Source organism: Hymenobacter sp. DG25B (assembly GCF_000801315.1).
Taxonomy (GTDB): Bacteria; Bacteroidota; Bacteroidia; order Cytophagales; family Hymenobacteraceae; genus Hymenobacter.
This window is the reverse complement of record NZ_CP010054.1, coordinates 1,169,506-1,185,727: the sequence shown is the minus strand read 5'-3', so window position 1 is coordinate 1,185,727 and position 16,222 is coordinate 1,169,506. Positions and strand designations below refer to the sequence as shown.

18 protein-coding genes and 1 pseudogene are annotated in these 16,222 nt (G+C 56.6%); 5 read left to right on the top strand and 14 right to left on the bottom strand.

Translation table 11 applies throughout. The annotated features are described in order from the left end of the window. Window positions 1–157: 157 nt before the first annotated feature. Window positions 158–730, top strand: a complete 573-nt coding sequence (locus PK28_RS05120; RefSeq protein WP_044512079.1) for an O-acetyl-ADP-ribose deacetylase — start codon at window positions 158–160, stop codon at window positions 728–730. 7 nt (window positions 731–737) lie between these two features. On the opposite strand, the gene PK28_RS05115 is transcribed toward PK28_RS05120, so the two are convergent. From PK28_RS05115 to PK28_RS20330, 7 genes are all read right to left on the bottom strand, one after another. Beyond that, window positions 738–1,532 (bottom strand): alpha/beta fold hydrolase, encoded by a 795-nt coding sequence (locus PK28_RS05115; protein WP_044512076.1) that lies wholly within the window; start codon window positions 1,530–1,532, stop codon window positions 738–740. Window positions 1,533–1,705: 173 nt separating this feature from the next. Continuing rightward, entirely contained in the window at window positions 1,706–2,251 is a 546-nt protein-coding gene (locus PK28_RS05110) for a DUF502 domain-containing protein (RefSeq protein WP_044512073.1), read from the bottom strand. Between the two features lie 86 nt (window positions 2,252–2,337). Further along, window positions 2,338–3,216 (bottom strand): 4-hydroxy-3-methylbut-2-enyl diphosphate reductase, encoded by an 879-nt coding sequence (locus tag PK28_RS05105; RefSeq protein WP_044512071.1) that lies wholly within the window; start codon window positions 3,214–3,216, stop codon window positions 2,338–2,340. A gap of 54 nt (window positions 3,217–3,270) precedes the next feature. Continuing rightward, window positions 3,271–3,999 carry a (d)CMP kinase gene (gene cmk / locus PK28_RS05100; RefSeq protein WP_044512068.1) on the bottom strand — a complete coding sequence of 243 codons (729 nt, stop codon included), beginning with the start codon at window positions 3,997–3,999 and terminating at the stop codon, window positions 3,271–3,273. Next, window positions 3,996–4,403, bottom strand: coding sequence for a hypothetical protein (locus PK28_RS05095; RefSeq protein ID WP_044512065.1), 408 nt, complete (start codon window positions 4,401–4,403; stop codon window positions 3,996–3,998). The genes cmk and PK28_RS05095 overlap by 4 nt, the downstream gene beginning before the upstream one ends. A gap of 122 nt (window positions 4,404–4,525) precedes the next feature. Beyond that, window positions 4,526–4,924 (bottom strand): hypothetical protein, encoded by a 399-nt coding sequence (locus PK28_RS05090; RefSeq protein ID WP_044512062.1) that lies wholly within the window; start codon window positions 4,922–4,924, stop codon window positions 4,526–4,528. Between the two features lie 269 nt (window positions 4,925–5,193). After that, a complete protein-coding gene (locus PK28_RS20330) occupies window positions 5,194–5,355 on the bottom strand; it encodes a hypothetical protein (RefSeq protein ID WP_156126246.1) in 162 nt (53 codons plus the stop codon). A gap of 82 nt (window positions 5,356–5,437) precedes the next feature. Between PK28_RS20330 and ade the strand changes: the two genes are divergently transcribed. Further along, the gene (ade, locus tag PK28_RS05085; RefSeq protein ID WP_044512061.1) at window positions 5,438–7,090 is read left to right on the top strand and encodes an adenine deaminase; all 1,653 of its coding nucleotides are present in this window, start codon (window positions 5,438–5,440) and stop codon (window positions 7,088–7,090) included. An 82-nt stretch (window positions 7,091–7,172) separates the two neighbouring features. Here the strand turns inward: ade and PK28_RS05080 are convergent, their stop codons facing one another. Both PK28_RS05080 and PK28_RS05075 read right to left on the bottom strand, forming a co-directional pair. Then, a complete protein-coding gene (locus PK28_RS05080; protein ID WP_044516314.1) occupies window positions 7,173–7,598 on the bottom strand; it encodes a response regulator in 426 nt (141 codons plus the stop codon). 62 nt (window positions 7,599–7,660) lie between these two features. Continuing rightward, window positions 7,661–8,635, bottom strand: a pseudogene (locus PK28_RS05075) (PLP-dependent cysteine synthase family protein); the annotation flags it as partial. A 209-nt stretch (window positions 8,636–8,844) separates the two neighbouring features. On the opposite strand from PK28_RS05075, the gene sucD reads away from it, so the two are divergent. Together sucD and PK28_RS19510 are read left to right on the top strand one after the other, a co-directional pair. Further along, window positions 8,845–9,738, top strand: a complete 894-nt coding sequence (gene sucD, locus PK28_RS05070; protein ID WP_044512055.1) for a succinate--CoA ligase subunit alpha — start codon at window positions 8,845–8,847, stop codon at window positions 9,736–9,738. A gap of 132 nt (window positions 9,739–9,870) precedes the next feature. Beyond that, window positions 9,871–10,371 carry a DUF5063 domain-containing protein gene (locus PK28_RS19510; RefSeq protein WP_156126245.1) on the top strand — a complete coding sequence of 167 codons (501 nt, stop codon included), beginning with the start codon at window positions 9,871–9,873 and terminating at the stop codon, window positions 10,369–10,371. A gap of 22 nt (window positions 10,372–10,393) precedes the next feature. Here PK28_RS19510 and PK28_RS05060 read toward each other — a convergent pair whose 3' ends face one another. After that, window positions 10,394–11,125 carry a hypothetical protein gene (locus PK28_RS05060; RefSeq protein ID WP_044512053.1) on the bottom strand — a complete coding sequence of 244 codons (732 nt, stop codon included), beginning with the start codon at window positions 11,123–11,125 and terminating at the stop codon, window positions 10,394–10,396. A 126-nt stretch (window positions 11,126–11,251) separates the two neighbouring features. Here PK28_RS05060 and PK28_RS05055 point away from each other — a divergent pair, with 126 nt between their 5' ends. After that, on the top strand, window positions 11,252–12,655 hold the full coding sequence (locus PK28_RS05055; RefSeq protein WP_044512050.1) for a mercuric reductase: 1,404 nt from the start codon (window positions 11,252–11,254) through the stop codon (window positions 12,653–12,655). A gap of 50 nt (window positions 12,656–12,705) precedes the next feature. Here the strand turns inward: PK28_RS05055 and PK28_RS05050 are convergent, their stop codons facing one another. The 4 genes from PK28_RS05050 to PK28_RS05035 all read right to left on the bottom strand — a co-directional run bounded on the left by PK28_RS05050 (window position 12,706) and on the right by PK28_RS05035 (window position 16,029). Next, window positions 12,706–13,404: a hypothetical protein gene (locus PK28_RS05050; protein ID WP_044512048.1), complete on the bottom strand. Its 699-nt coding sequence runs from the start codon at window positions 13,402–13,404 to the stop codon at window positions 12,706–12,708. Between the two features lie 221 nt (window positions 13,405–13,625). Then, entirely contained in the window at window positions 13,626–15,290 is a 1,665-nt protein-coding gene (gene rny, locus PK28_RS05045; RefSeq protein ID WP_044516310.1) for a ribonuclease Y, read from the bottom strand. A 120-nt stretch (window positions 15,291–15,410) separates the two neighbouring features. Next, on the bottom strand, window positions 15,411–15,701 hold the full coding sequence (locus PK28_RS05040; protein ID WP_044512045.1) for a cell division protein ZapA: 291 nt from the start codon (window positions 15,699–15,701) through the stop codon (window positions 15,411–15,413). Between the two features lie 31 nt (window positions 15,702–15,732). Next, window positions 15,733–16,029 carry a hypothetical protein gene (locus PK28_RS05035; RefSeq protein ID WP_044512044.1) on the bottom strand — a complete coding sequence of 99 codons (297 nt, stop codon included), beginning with the start codon at window positions 16,027–16,029 and terminating at the stop codon, window positions 15,733–15,735. Between the last annotated feature and the right edge of the window lie 193 nt (window positions 16,030–16,222).

The following is a 16,222-nucleotide window of genomic DNA, read 5'->3' as shown; positions in this document are numbered from 1 at the left end:
AGATTGATAGACGAAACCTATTCATTTCAAATAATATACACAATTCGTAATTTACTTAAGTGAGCTATTCAGCCGCTGACCTGTAGAAAAAGAGCGACGAAAGCCAAGCCCGGGGCGTGCGGCCTACGTATGCGCCTCATCCGAATCAACTACTCCTATGGCCTCTTCCGACCCTACTGCCTCTCCCTGGCGCGCCGCCCAGTCCTTTGGGCGCATTCTGCTTTACCTGGGCGACATTACGGAGCTTGACACCGATGCCATTGTGAATGCCGCCAACTCCTCGCTACTGGGCGGGGGCGGCGTAGATGGCGCCATTCACCGGGCTGGCGGGCCGGCCATTCTGGAAGCCTGCCGGCAGGTGCGCGCCACCCAATATCCCGATGGAATGCCCACTGGCGAGGCTGTAATTACCACCGGCGGCCAGCTACCGGCCTCGTTTGTAATTCATACCGTGGGGCCAGTGTGGCAGGGCGGCCACAAGCGCGAGCCGGAGCTGCTGGCCAGCTGCTACCGCAACGCGCTGCAGCTGGCCACCGAACATCAGCTGAGCTCCATTGCTTTTCCGGGTATCAGCACGGGTATTTATAGCTACCCCAAAGAAGAAGCCGCCGAGCTGGCTGTGCGGGAAGTACGCAAGTACCTGGCACAGCATGAGTTTCCGCAAACCGTGGTTTTCGTGGCCTTTAATGAAGATAACCGCTGGCTTTACGAGCAGGAGCTGCTGAAGTAGCGGCCGGCTACCAAGTGGCTTCCGCCGGGTGCCGCCGCAGCCAGCTCGTCACGTCATACAGCAAGCCGGCATGCCCGGCATTCAGTACCACCGTGTGCGCGTGCGGCAGGCCGTTTATAAAGGGCTGCAGACCGGCGTAGGGAATTACCTGGTCGTGCTGGCCCAGGAAAAAGGTGATGGGTATCTGGTGTTCATTGAGCAGGCGCCGCAGCTGGGTCAAGTCAAAGGTCAGGTTTCGGAAGCCCGTCCAGCTACGGTACACGCGCAGGCGCTTTTCGCGGCTATCCAACTGCCACTGCGCAAAGCGTACCAGCCCCGTGCTGACCAGCCGGCGTTGCGCCAGCGTATCCAGCCAACCCAGCAGGCGCTGGGGCCGCAGCACGGCGCGGCCCAGCATACCGCGCATCACGGCCGGCGAGGTGGCCAGCTTATACCAGAACTGCCGCTGCAGGCCATCAGGCGCAATCAGCCAGATTTTCTCTACCTGCTCCGGGTGGTCTTCTAATAGCGTGAGGGCAAATTTGGCACCCATGCTGAAGGCCAGCAGCCCATAGCGGGTTAGCCCACGCTCGCGCAAAAAATCATCCAGCACCTCTCCCAGCCGCTTTTTAGTGAGCGGGGCATCGGGGCGGGCCAGGTGGCTGCGCCCGTGGTAAAACAGGTCGAAGGCATACACCGTTACGCCGGGGCCCAGCGCGGCAATCAGGTTGCGCCAGTGCCCCTGGCCCTGCCCATAGCCATGAAAGGCCAGAATAACCCGGGGCCCGGTGCCATAGCGCTGGTAGTGCAGTTGCGTTTTCAAAGGAAGCTGGTGCGGGAAAAGGCTGTCATCCTGAGCCCTGCGAAGGACCTTATCACATGTGTACGAGTCGTGGTTACGATGGTCGTTCCAGCGTGACAAGGTTCTTCATAGGGCTCAGGGTGACAGCTGTTATCTTACCCCTCCACCACCTCACCATTTCACTATCTCACCATTTATAACTTAGACACGCCCCCGGAAACAATAAACTTCATTACCTCGCTGCTGGGCAAATCCAGGTACGTCACGGATTCTTTGGGCACCAGCTGCAACTCACCGGAGAAGTTGTAGGAGTGCGGATAGTACACGGCCAGCAGATCGGGGCGGTGCATCACGCTGAGGTCGTCCTGGGTGGCAAAGCCCATGCGGTAGGACTTGGTTTCCTCGTTCACGCACACCAGCACGGGCCGGTTGAATTTCTGATTGTCGCCCACAAAGGCATCAAACAGGTCTTTCAGGCTGGAATAAATAATGCTGACCAGCGGTGTACGGTGCAGCACCCGCTCGGTGAGCACCAGAAACGGACGCACGGCAAACGAGCGGGCTATAAACCCAACCAGCGTAATGAGCACCAGCATAGTAAGCAGCCCCAGACCAGGGTAGCCGTTCAGATTGAACAGGCCATCCAGCCACATAAAAATGCCCACCAGAATATAAATTGTGATGGTGATGGGGGCTAAAATCAGCAGCCCATTCAGAAAGTAAGTACCGAGTTTGCTCATGAAGGGCGGAAAACTACACAGGAAAGCCCGGCCGCTGACGACCGGGCTTCAAAAATCAGAAAATCAACTGCAGGATGACCGGGAGCCTAGGCAGCAGCCACCGGCTCAATGCGCTCGGCCACGCGGCTCATCAGCCACATGGGCGTGCTGGTGGCCCCACAAATACCTACCGACTGTGCCCCCTGAAACCAGGCGTCGTCTATTTCCTGCTCGTTTTCCACGAAATAGCTGCGCGGGTTGGTTTGGTTCACCACCGAGAACAGGGCCTTGCCATTGGAGCTTTTGCGGCCACTCACAAAGATGACCACGTCGTGCTCCACGGCAAAGCGGCGCAGGGCGGGCTCCCGGTTGCTTACCTGCCGGCAGATGCTGTCGTTGGCATCAAAGGACTGCAGGGAGCCGCCCGCGGCCTGAATGCGCTGCTCCATCAGCTCCTTCATGTGGTAGAAGCCGGCGGTGCTTTTGGTAGTCTGGCTGAACAGGGTAACGGGGCGGCTGAAATCTATCTGGTCCAGGTCGGCCTCATGCATCACAATCAGGGCCCGGTTGCCGGTCTGGCCATTCAGGCCCGTCACTTCGGCGTGGCCGGGCTGCCCGTAGATGACAATCTGACCATCCTGCCGGGTAGTGGCATCGAAGGCGTGCTTCACGCGGTTCTGCAGCTTCAGCACCACGGGGCAGGAGGCATCAATCAGCTCCAGATTGTTCTGCAGAGCCAGTTGATAGGTTTCCGGTGGCTCGCCGTGGGCCCGGATCAGCACTTTGCAGTCGTGCAGGGTACCCAGTTGCTCCCGGTCAATGATGCGCAGGCCCAGGGCATGCAGGCGCTCCACTTCCATGCGGTTGTGCACAATGTCGCCGAGGCAATAAAGCGTGGGTTCATGTGCCAGCTCGTCTTCAGCCATCTGAATGGCGAATTCAACCCCAAAGCAATACCCGGAATTCTTATCTATCGTAACATTCATGGGTTCTGAGAACAAATAGCAGAAGGCCCGAAAGCAACTTTCGGGCCTACCTGTTTATACCACGGCCTCACTGCCATTTCGCTCATTATGAGCGGCAGCCGCCTGCGCTAATAATACGGCAGAAACCCGCTCGAGGACGAAATCCACCTGCTCATCAATGGTGATGTGCGAGGTATCGAGCAGCACGGCATCGGCGGCGCGGCGCAGGGGGCTTTCCGTGCGGGTAGAGTCTATATGGTCGCGCTTCACCAGGTTATCAATGATGCTTTCCAGCGCCACCTCTTCCCCCTTGGCCAGAAGTTCATCCTGGCGGCGCACGGCGCGGGTGCGGGTATCGGCCGTCATAAATATTTTCACTTCCGCGTCCGGAAACACGGTAGTGCCAATATCGCGCCCGTCCATTACCACGCCGCGCTTGCGGCCCATGCGCTGCTGCTGGCGCACCATGGCGTGGCGCACGGCCGGAATCACAGATACCTCGCTCACGGAGTTGGAAATGCGCATCTGGCGGATTTCGTCTTCCCTGATTTCGCCATCAATGCACACCTCGTTGCGCCCCGTGCGGCGGTTACGCTTGAAGGTGATGTGCATTTCATGCAAGGCCTGCTCAATACGGGGCAGGTCTTCCAGACTGATATTATGTTCCAGTAAGTACAACGTCACTGCCCGGTACATGGCTCCCGTATCGATGTAGGCATAGCCTAATTCGGCGGCTACGGCCTTAGCCGTGGTGCTTTTGCCGCACGAGGAGTAGCCATCGATGGCAATGACGAGTAGTTTCATGTGGAGAGGGTTCGACGCGGGGGCAAAGGTAGTGGTATCCACGTTCTCCGCCGCGCTGAATCCGGCACTACTGCCGCTTCCCGAAATACGGATACCACGGCATCCACTACCCCGTGCAGCAGGTGGCGCTCTATCGAAACAAACGGATTAATGAGGTCCCGGCCCTGCAGCCGCACGCCCACCAAGCCGTTCATTTCCCGGTGCCAGTAGCCGCCAAAGCTCCGAATAATGCACTCCCCCAGGAAGCAGCCCAGGGCATTGATCACGCCGGGTTGCTCGGCTTCGGGCATGGTAGAGCGCTGCTCCTCAATAAATTTGGCCAGCTCACGCACAGCCGGTTCGTCGAACGACGAAAAATTCAAATTCTGCCGCACAGCTTCGGCGGCCGTTCTCAGTTCTTCCACAGCACGTAAAGGACCAGTCCTGGCTTCTGGGCTGGTTAATGGACAATAGGTGTGTTGCCAGGTCGTACAGTAAGTATATCGAACTGGCGCGGAATAATGAAATTTTTATTTGAAAATTGATATTAAATCCAGCTTTTGCGCTGTACTTTCTCTTCCATCCGGTTGGGCACGCTGGCAAAGAAGGCCGCTACCGACTCCTGCAAACCGTGAGTGAGCTGTTGATCAATACGATAGAAGGGATTAAAGAAGTGCTGCCCTCCTATTCCTACCCCCGTGCTGCCATCGGGGCCAGCGGCCCATTGGCCGCCAAACGTCTGCACCATACACTCGCCCAGGAAGCAGCCCAGGGCCGTAATAACGCCCTGCCGGTCATCCGGCTTCAGGGTGGGGCGCTGGGCCTCAATAAAGTCGGCCAGGTGCTGCACGGCGGCGGCATCGAAGGCATTTACCTGCAGCTGCTGGCGGACGGCTTCGGCGGCCTGGTGCAGGGCGGCGAGGGGGTTGTTTTCGGTGGTGGACATAGAGTTGGGGCTGGTTGTAAGCCTTTACGGCAAATCAATTCAATACGGCATTAAAGCGAAAACTGTCATGCGGAGCTTGTTAAAGCATCTTTACCACTTCGTTGGGTTTACCACACGAGCGAGTTGTCTCGGTCCCTGGCTTGATGCGCCACATGCTCGACAGGACGTTCAGAAAAAGCGGGAAAGCTATTTCAGGTCCCTGGCTTGCTGCACCACATGCGCAGCATCATGTTCTGCTACGCTCAGCATGCTAGTTCTCTTATTGCTTATTAATGACTGTCGCAGGGGCAGGGCACGTGGCCGCCTTTGGCTTTCCGTTTAAAGGAAGCCGTTTTCTTCTGCTGCGGGGTGCGGGTAGCACAGGAAGTAGTGAGGCCGCCGGCCGTGGCCAGCACCCAGAAGGCCAAAAACGTGGTGATGCTCTTTCTCACGGTAACGGAGATACTGATTTTCAGGTAAAGTTAAGGTTCTTTACAGCGCAACGCCGCACGTCGGCCCTTAGTGTATCCGCTTATGCCCTCCGAATTCCAGCTGACGGCCAACGTCGTCGACCTTTTCGCTAACACCATTCTGCCCGGCACCATTTCTGTGGTGGATGGGCGCATTCAGTCCATCACGCCCACCGGTGCTACTGCACCCGATGCCACCCTACCTTATGCCCTGCCCGGCTTTGTAGATGCGCACGTGCACGTGGAAAGCTCCCTGCTGGTGCCCGCCGAGTTTGCCCGCCTGGCCGTGGTGCACGGCACCGTAGCTACCGTCTCCGATCCGCACGAAATAGGCAACGTGCTGGGCGTGGCGGGCGTGGACTATATGCTGGCCAGCGCGGGGCACGTGCCCTTTAAGTTCTGCTTTGGGGCTCCCTCCTGCGTGCCGGCCACCGTGTTTGAAACCGCCGGCGCCACCATTACCCCCCAGGATATTGAGCAGCTGTTTCAGAACCCTAAAATCGGGTACCTGGCGGAAATGATGAATTGGCCGGGCGTGCTGCACCGCGACGCGGAGGTAATGGAGAAGATCCGGCTGGCGCAGGCTTATGGCCGCCCCGTAGACGGGCACGCCCCCGGGCTGCGCGGCGAGGACGCCCGCCAATATGCGGCCGCCGGCATCAGCACCGACCATGAATGCTTTACGGCCGAAGAAGCCCTGGACAAGCTGGCCGTGGGCATGAAAATTCTGGTGCGGGAAGGCTCGGCGGCCCGCAACTTTGAGGCGCTCATTGATTTGCTGCCGGAACACCATGAGCACATGATGTTCTGCTCCGACGACAAGCACCCCGATACGCTGGTGCTGGGCCATATTAACCAGCTGGTGCAGCGGGCCGTGGCCCGCGGCCAGGACGTGCGGCAGGTACTGCGCGTGGCCTGCCGCAACCCGGTGGAGCATTATAACCTACCAGTGGGCCTGCTGCGAGTGGGGGATGCCGCCGATTTTATTGTGGTGCAAAACCTGCAGGACTTCCGGGTGCAGCAAACGTACCTGGATGGGGTGCTGGTGGCCGAAAACGGCCAGACACGCATTGCGCCGGCGCCCTGCCCCGTAGTCAATCAGTTTTATTCCCAACACCTCACGGCGGCTGATTTTGCGGTGCCTACCCCCGGCGACGTGGCCACCGTGCGCGTGATGGAGTGCTTCGACGGGCAGCTTATTACCGCCCGCCATGATATGGCCGCCACCGTGCAGGATGGCTATGTGGTAGCTGATGTGCCGCAGGATGTTCTCAAGCTCACCGTGGTAAACCGCTACCACGCCGCCCCGCCCGCGGTATCCTTCATCCAGGGTTTCGGCCTGAAACAGGGGGCACTGGCCAGCAGCGTAGGCCACGACTCGCACAACATCACGGCCGTAGGCTGCGACAATGAGAGCCTGGCCCGCGCCGTAAACCTGGTGATGGAAGCCAAAGGCGGCCTGGCGGCTGTAGGGCCCGATGGGCAGGAGATGCTCCTGCCCCTGCCCGTAGCCGGGCTGATGTCGGATAAAGACGGCTACCACGTGGCGGAGGCCTATGCCGCCGTAGATGCCCTGGCCAAGCAGCTGGGCTCCCCGCTGCAGGCTCCGTTCATGACGCTGTCTTTTATGGCTTTGCTGGTGATTCCCAGCCTTAAGCTCAGCGACAAAGGCCTGTTTGATGGCGAAGCCTTCCGGTTTGTAGACGCCGTAGTGTAGCAAGGCCGGGCACTATCAAAAACAAAAAAGCCTTCTGCTGATCAGCAGAAGGCTTTTTTTGTTTAACTCAAATAGCAACGTCTTACTTGTCCTGAAACCGCTTTGCCATGAGCTTATTCATTTTCTCTTCCGTGAGCGGCTTGGCCAGGTACTCCACATCCTTGTACTGCGCCACCCGAGCGGTGTCGGCGGAATGCATAGAGGTGGTGAGTACGGTCATGACCGTATTTTCCTTGGCCTGCTCGGGTAGAGCATCATATAGCTTCAGGAACTCGAAGCCATCCATACCGGGCATTTTCAGATCCAGAAAAATCAGGCTGGCTGCTTTTTCCGAGCTGGTGCCGGTACCGGCAGAACCATCGCCCCACAGAAAAGCATAGGCTTCTTCGGCGCGGGAAAAGGACTGCACGCTTTCAGCTACGTCCAAACGGCTAAGCAAACGGTTATTCAGAAAGCTGGTGGTTTCATTGTCATCCACCAGCACAACATTGCGCAGTTTCTTAGGCATGGCTATGGGCATTGGTACGCGTGGGCCCTGCCATCCGCAAAAACAGGGGAAGTGAAACTCTACAACCAGCCTTGCTCGCGCATCCAGTCGTCGTTGTAGATTTTTCCGAGGTAGCGGGTGCCATGGTCTGGCAGAATGATAACCATGGTGTCTGCCTCTTGTAAGTGCTCTTTGGCATACTCTAATGCCCCATGCACTGCCGAGCCACAGGACCAGCCTACAAAGAGGCCTTCTTCTTTGGCCAAGCGACGCGTCATGAGGGCGGCATCCTGGTCGGTTACTTTGATAAACTGGTCTATCAGGTCAAAGTCAACGTTCTTGGGGAGAATATCCTCCCCTATACCTTCCGTTTTGTAGGGATAAATTTCGTTCTCATCAAAGATACCGGTTTCCTTGTACTTTTTGAAAACGGAGCCATAAGTATCGAGACCAATGGAGACCACCCCGGGGTTACGCTCCTTCAGAAACTTGGCCGTGCCGCAGATGGTGCCGCCCGTACCTACGCCCGCCGCCAAATGAGTAATCTGGCCCTCGGTGCTATTCCAGATTTCGGGGCCCGTGGTTTCGTAGTGCGACGCCGCGTTGGAGAGGTTATCGTATTGGTTGGGATAGAACGAATTGGGGGTTTCCTGGCTCAGTCGACGGGCAACGGAGTAATAGGAGCGCGGGTCTTCCGGGGCCACGTCTACCGGGCAAACCACCACTTCGGCCCCTACGGCCCGCAGAATATCCTGCTTTTCTTTGCTTTGCTTGTCGCTCATTACAAAGATGCACTTGTAGCCCTTAGAAATGGCCACCAGCGCCAGGCCCATGCCGGTATTGCCGCTAGTGCCCTCAATGATGGTACCGCCGGGCTTCAGCAGGCCTGCCTTCTCGGCATCTTCCACCATCTTAATGGCCATCCGGTCTTTCACCGAGTTGCCAGGGTTAAAATATTCCACTTTGGCCAGGATGGTGCCTTTAATGCCATCAGTGACTTTATTGAGTTTCACCAGCGGAGTATTACCAACGGCCTCAATGATATGGTTCAGGTACATGGAAATGGGTGGGCAGTTTTGTGAGATGTAGCCCGCAAAGGTACGGATTTCAGATGGGAGCCAGGAAGTGCGGCGCAGTATCCCTTCTATACACGGTGGAAATGCCGTTTCGCGCTACACCTAAAAAAGCATACTTTTGCGGACCGGTAACCCACCTGGGCCGCCGGGCATTCCCACCCTCAACCCGCATTTCCGCTAACCCCACTTCTATGAGTGTTCTGGTCAACAAGGATTCTAAAGTGATTGTGCAGGGCTTTACCGGCTCCGAAGGCTCGTTCCACGCCCAGCAGATGATTGAGTACGGCACCAACGTGGTGGGCGGCGTAACGCCCGGCAAAGGTGGTACCCAGCACCTGGAGCGCCCCGTGTTCAACACCGTGGCCGAGGCCGTAGAGAAAACCGGCGCCGATACCAGCATCATTTTCGTGCCCCCGGCTTTTGCCGCTGATGCCATTATGGAAGCAGCTGATGCCGGCATTAAAGTTATCGTAACCATCACCGAAGGCATTCCAACCAAGGACATGATTGCGGTAAAGGAATACCTGAAAGGCCGCGACGGCCTGCGCATGATTGGCCCAAACTGCCCCGGCGTGATGACAGCCGGCGAGTGCAAAGTGGGTATCATGCCCGGCTTCATTTTCCAGAAAGGCCGCGTAGGCATCGTGTCCAAGTCGGGCACCCTGACCTACGAAGCCGTAGACCAGCTCACCAAAGCCGGCCTGGGCCAGACCACGGCCATCGGCATTGGCGGTGACCCCATCATTGGTACTACCACCAAAGAAGCCGTGGAAATGCTCATGAACGACCCCGAAACTGAGGGCATCGTGATGATTGGCGAAATTGGCGGCGGCATGGAAGCCGAGGCAGCCCGCTGGATCAAGGAAACCGGCAACAAAAAACCTGTGGTAGGCTTCATTGCCGGCCAAACCGCGCCTCCCGGCCGCCGCATGGGCCACGCCGGTGCTATTGTAGGCGGTGCCGACGACACGGCAGCGGCTAAAATGGCCATCATGCGCGAGTGCGGTATCCACGTAGTAGATTCGCCCGCCGAAATTGGCGAGACGATGCTGCGCGTACTGCAAGGCGAAAAAGTAGAAGCGTAAGCTTTATTGCTTTCGAGTAAATAGAAAAAGCCCCGGCGTGAGTCGGGGCTTTTTTATTATGTCTGTCTATTTTGCCTACGTATTCATCTTGCTATCCTCTTCTGTTTCGCAACTACTGTTTATAAGTAAGCTTTGAATACTAATCTTATCAGCTCATTTGTGCTGGCAGCCAGAGCATTATGTGAATTCGTTACCAATCCAAAAGAGGAAGAAGATTCTACTTCCTTTTTGAGAGCCACGCAGCATCATCTCCTTCACCTTTACCAACTATCGATTCAACTCGAGTGGATGGATTTACCATCCGATATGGAGTTTGACGAATTCATCCACAAAACCCATTTTTCTGAAACCCTTCAGACTCTTTCCCTCCGTCTAGGCACTAACCGCTACTACTGGAGCGTATTCGCGCCCACTGATCTGAGAGATGATGAGCCGGTTTGCTGCGATTTGCTGGATGACTTAGGCGACATTTATCAGGACTTGAAAAAGGCCTTAGTTATCTATGATTTACCCATAGAATACTGTAAAGAGCACGCTATCTGGCAGTTCAAGTTTGACTTTGAAACGCATTGGGGAAACCATTGCATTAATGCTTTGCGGGGCATTCACTTCTTCCTGAAAGCTGGCACTTGAAATTACCGAGCAGTTTATAGTCCTACCGCTTCCCCGGCTGCCCACCAATATTCATCAGCAGGCCGAAATTGAAGACGGAGTTAGAGGCCTTCATGTACTTGCGGTGGCGCAGGCCAAAGTTGCTGCCGCTGATGAACTGAAACTGCAAAGGGCCGGCCAGCTGCACGCGCGTCCAGGTAATGGGCTCCAGCAGAATGTTCTTTTCATTAGGGCCGGGCACTCCATTCAGCTTGAAGTCATACATGTTCATGAAGCTCACACGCAGGGCCGTGCCGTAGCTGATGGGCCATTCGCGGCCCAGCGCCCGCACCACTTTGCTGTCTTTGGAGCTGTAGTTCACCTGCACAAATACCTTTTCCAGCTTAGCATCGAGGCGCTCTGTCACCATACCATCCCCGTCGCGCTCGGTGCGGTGGCTGGTGCCGAAGCCGTAGCCGGCATAGCCTTCAATCACGCGGTGGTCGCCCAGGCGGGTGAAGTAGCCTGCCCCCAACTCGGCAAAATCATGGTCGAGGGCTTTGCGCTTTTTGTCGGTGTGCAGAAAGGATGCCGTGCCGATAACGCCCAGCCCGTCGGTAACGGCGTAGGCGCCCTGGGCTGTGAAATTCCCTTGAAAATTAACGTGGGCACCACCACTAAACTCGCCCTGCTGGGTAAGCATGGGGGCATTGGGGGTAGGCGGAAAGTACATGGAGCGGCAGCTGGCCAGCCCCAACAGGCAAACAGAAAACAGGGCGCGTAAGGAAGTATTCATAAGCTAAGCAAGGGCAATGATATGGGGCACAACGACGAAAAGCCTGTTTCGTTGTGTAGCCACAGCTGAGTTTGAGCCGTAAGGAAAGCAAGTTTTGTATTTCCTGCCTGTTCTTCCTCGCTGCTTATGGCTCTGCAACGCATTTCCTGCGACGCGCTGATTATTGGCTCCGGCCAGGCCGGCAACCCCCTGGCCGGTAGCCTGGCCGATGCCGGCAAAAAGGTAATTCTCGTAGAGCGGCACCTGCTGGGTGGTTCCTGCATCAACTTTGGCTGCTCGCCCACGAAGGCCCTGCTCACTTCTGCCGAGCGCCTGCAGCAAATTCGGGATGCGGCTGCTTATGGCATTCAGGCAGGCACGCCGGTGCTGGACCTGGCCGCCGCCATGGACCGCAAAGATGCCATCATCGAAAAAACGCGTGCCGGAGTGCAGCACAACCTCACGCCCGAGCATCCCAACATCCGGGTTTTGCACGGCCACGCTACTTTCACCGGCCCGCGCACCGTGCAGGTAATGAGCGGCGGCCGCGTTGCTCAAGAAATTACTGCCCCGCTCATTTTCATTAATACCGGCACCCGGGCCGCCATTCCAAAAATAGACGGCCTGCTAAAAACCAGTTACCTCACCCCTACCCAATTGCTGGATTTGCGCGAGCTGCCCGAGCACCTGGTTATCCTGGGCGGCGGCTACATCGGGGTAGAGTTTGGGTATATGTTTCGGCGGTTCGGGAGCCGCGTTACCATTATTGATTCCAGTAGTCAGCTGCTGGGGCACGAGGATACTGATGTCAGCGAAGCCCTGCAGCACCTGTTGGAAGAAATGGGCATTGAAGTCGTGCTGGGCGCCAGGGTTCACCGGGTTTCGCAGCCGCAGGAAGCAGCTACTATTACCGTTACCGCGCAAACCGCCTCGGGACAGCGCCGCCTGGCGGGCTCCCACCTGCTGGTAGCTACCGGCCGCCAGCCCAACACCGATGACTTGGGCCTGGAGGCTGCCGGCATTAAAACCGATGAGCACGGCTATATCCACGTAAACAGTCAGCTGCAAACCAAGGTGCGCGGCGTGTACGCGCTGGGCGACGTGCACGGCGGCCCCCAGTTCACCCACATCAGCTACGACGACTACCGCATAGTGCGGGATAAGTTGCTGCATGGCCGGCGCCGCTCGGCCAAGAATCGCCCCCTGCCCTACGTGGTTTTCACGCAGCCGCAGCTGGGGCGCATTGGCCTCTCTGAGCAGCAGGCGCGGGAGCAGGGCATTGCTTACCGCGTGGCCAAGCTGCCCGTGCGCACCATTGGCCGCGCCCGCGAAACCGGCCGGACGGCCGGCTTCTGGAAAGTGCTGGTAGATAAGCAGGACCGAATCCTGGGTGCCGCCATCTTCTGTGAGCAGGGCGGCGAAATCATGGCCATGTTTCAGCTGGCTATGGCCGGGCGGCTACGGTATCAGCAGCTGCAGGACATGGTATTTGCACACCCTACCTGGGCGGAGGGGCTGAATAATGTGTTTCGATATCTAAAGCAAAAGTAACTGCCCCGGATTTTTGGCAACCCTCTGTTTCTCCCCATTAAGGATGTACCCTACTCAGTACGCTTTGGCAAATAGTGCGGGTGAAATATTAGCCCTATGCTGTACGTGATTATATCTTCCCGTAGATTATTTCTATGCCAGTCCAGTGGATCATCAGCGTTATTTAAATTATTACCCGAATTAAAGGAGCCACCCAGAGTAACCTGTAGCTTCAGAAAAGAGGCTGTTTGGCGGGTAACGCCGGTACGCACAAAAAGCATGGGCTCATTGCGGATCATGCGGCGAAAAGGCAACGCTTCCTCGTTGTAGGTAAGCGACTTGAAATCTATCCAGGTGCGTCGGTAGGAAAGCCCCAGAGTTACTCTGCTTATATCCACAGAGGCCGCTACCTGCCCGTAAAACTTGTTGTAATGGGTTCTATACTTATCGTAACCCGGGTCCAACACCACAATATTTCTTATGCCTTTAAAGGCCCGCTGGCTTTCAGCCTGACCGTAGCCCAATTGCCCGCTGAACAACCAGGATTTAGCTACCGGCCAATAAGTACCAATCCCTACTTCGTATTGACGATTATAAAAATGAGTTGTGTCCTCAGTAGAGCCTCTTTTCTGGTAGCTTCCAGCCGTTGTTAGCAATAAATGCTGGATAGGCGAATAGGCTACATTCCCCTGTATACGGCCATTAATGTGAACTGCCGCCGCTGCTTCGGCCTGATTTTTATCCCGTAGCACGGGCGCAATAGGCAACATAGGTGCGTAAATACTGCAACCGGTTGCTAACCCTAAGAGAACTATGCTCCAAGCTGCCCGGAAATAATGAGAATTCATCAGTAGAAATAATACAACGTGAGCCCGCTAATTTGAAGCAAGATATAAGTTATTGACGCATATCAACCCACGAGCTACCAACAACAAAAAGCCTCCGCAACTAACGCTGCGGAGGCTTTTTAATGGAATACAGTTTCGCCGTTTTACTTGGCGTAAGCCACGGCGCGCATTTCCCGGATAACCGTAATCTTGATCTGGCCGGGGTACTGCATTTCCTTCTCGATTTTCTGCGAGATTTCGTAGCTCAGCTCCTGGGCCCGGTCATCGGTTACGTTGTCGGCGTTTACCATCACGCGCAGCTCGCGGCCGGCCTGAATAGCATAGCACTGCAGTACACCATCAAACGAAACGGCGGTTTCCTCCAGTTGCTTCAGGCGCTTGATGTAGCTTTCCATCATCTCGCGGCGGGCGCCGGGGCGCGAGCCGGAAATGGCGTCGCAGGCCTGCACCAGCGGCGAAATCATGGCCGTCATCTCAATTTCATCGTGGTGGGCGCCAATGGCGTTTACCACGTCGGGATGCTCTTTGTACTTCTTGGCCATCTCCATGCCCAGAATGGCGTGGGGTAGCTCGGGCTCCTCGGTGCTTACTTTACCGATGTCGTGCAGCAGACCGGCACGTTTGGCGTGCTTCACGTTCAGGCCCAGCTCGGCGGCCATGGTGGCGCAGAGGTTGGCTACTTCGCGGGAGTGCTGCAGCAGATTCTGGCCGTAAGAAGAGCGGAAACGCATGCGACCCACCATCTTAATCAGCTCGGGGTGCAGGCCGTGAATGCCGAGGTCGATGATGGTTTTTTCGCCGATTTCGACGATTTCCTCATCAATGTTCTTGCGGGTTTTGGCCACAATCTCCTCAATGCGGGCCGGGTGAATCCGGCCGTCTTTCACCAGTAAGTGCAGCGACAGACGGGCCACCTCGCGGCGCACCGGGTCAAAACCGGAAATGATGATAGCCTCGGGCGTATCATCTACAATAATCTCCACGCCGGTAGCGGCTTCCAGGGCGCGGATGTTACGGCCCTCGCGGCCGATAATCTTGCCCTTCACATCGTCAGATTCGATATTGAAGATGGACACGCAGTTTTCAATGGCGTGCTCGGCCGCGGTGCGCTGAATGGTTTCCAGCACCACTTTCTTGGCGTCTTTAGTAGCCGTGAGCTTGCTCTGGGCCACCACATCTTTAATGTAGCTGGAAGCCTGAATCTGGGCTTCGTTCTTCAGCGACTCCACCAGCTGCTCGCGGGCTTCGGCGGCCGTCAGGCCCGAAATCGTTTCCAGCTGCTGCTGTACCTGCTGTAGCTTGGCTTCGGCGTCGTGCTCTTTCTGCTGCAGCTTGGCTAGCTGGGCATCGTGAGCCTGCTGGCGGCGCTCTTCCTGGCCTTCCAGCTTTTCGCGCAGCTGCTGCGCCTGGGTTTCAATTTTTTCGCGGGTGGTATCGAGGTCTTTTTCCTTGCGCTGCAGCTGCTCCAGCTGCTTTTGCGTGGTTTCGCTCAGCTTTTTAATGCTTTGCTCCTGCTCTACTACGGCGGCGCGGCGCTCAATCAGCTCCTGGTCCAGGGCTTGTTTTTGGCGGCGGCTCTCCTGCTCAAACTCCTGTTTGAGGTTGCGGAACTTGTCTTTCGACTGTTGGATCCGCTCGTCGCGGATGCGGCTGGCCTTGGCTTCGGCCTCCTCCAGCAATTGCTGGGCGCGGGCTTTAGCGTTGGCCTCGTGGTCCTGCCGGGCTTTGCCAGCCAGCTGTCGTCCGATAAAGACGCCCAGGGCTAACGCTACTACGGCCGCCACCACGATATACAAAATGTCGGGCATGGCTATGGTTTTTGAAATAAAGAACAAAGCCACAGCAAAAGAATGCCACTACAACAGGCACAAAGGGCTTAGCGAAAGCCCGTTGCAACCGAACCGATTGTTCGGCCAAACGCCCGGCTCTTAGTCGAGCACGAGCGAGGAAAGCAGCTGGTCCAGGCGCGACAGGCGCTCGGTCAGCGCGGCGTCGGTGCCGTCCTTTTCCTTACTAACCTTCAGGCGGTCAGCCATGGTGGATAAGGCAATCATGGCCAACAAGTCCTGCTTGTCCTGGATGCCGTACTGTTCGCGAAATTCCCGGATCCGGTCGTTGAGCAGCCGGCCTGCCATACGCAGGCGCTCCTCTTCCGTGGGGGTTACCCGCATAGGATAATCCCGGTCGGCGACGCGGATTTTGATGGATAAGTCGGACATGGGTATCAGTAGGCGGTAGGTTGATGGTGTTTTACTCCCTCAAATAGGCAAGGCACTTATCTATCTCGCGGATGTATTCGTTGAGTCGCTGTTTTAGCTCTGTTGCATTGGCAGGTTCCCCTGCTATGGTATGTACAAGTTTAGTAATATTCTCCTGATTCTGGAAATCCTTCAACTGCCGCTCCCGGTCGCGCACGTCGGCACGCAGCTGCTGAATGGTGGTCTGGGCATCGGCCAGCTCCTCGCGCAACTGCTGATAGGCAGCCACTAACGTGGTTACCTGCCGCTCCAGGCGGTCGAGTTGCGCAAGCTGCTGAGTTGAGGCCATTGAAGGGGAAATATTTTGGAGCTAATGTAAGACGAAGTTACGGGCTCTAGTACTATCAGCTTAAAGTTGAGCTTTAACTTCCCTTCATTTGGCTTTCATTACTTGGAACGGTCATTCCGAGCGCAGCCGAGGAATCTCGCATGCTGACGTCTGATTCTTACTCTAACATCAGCACGCGAGATTCCTCGGCTGC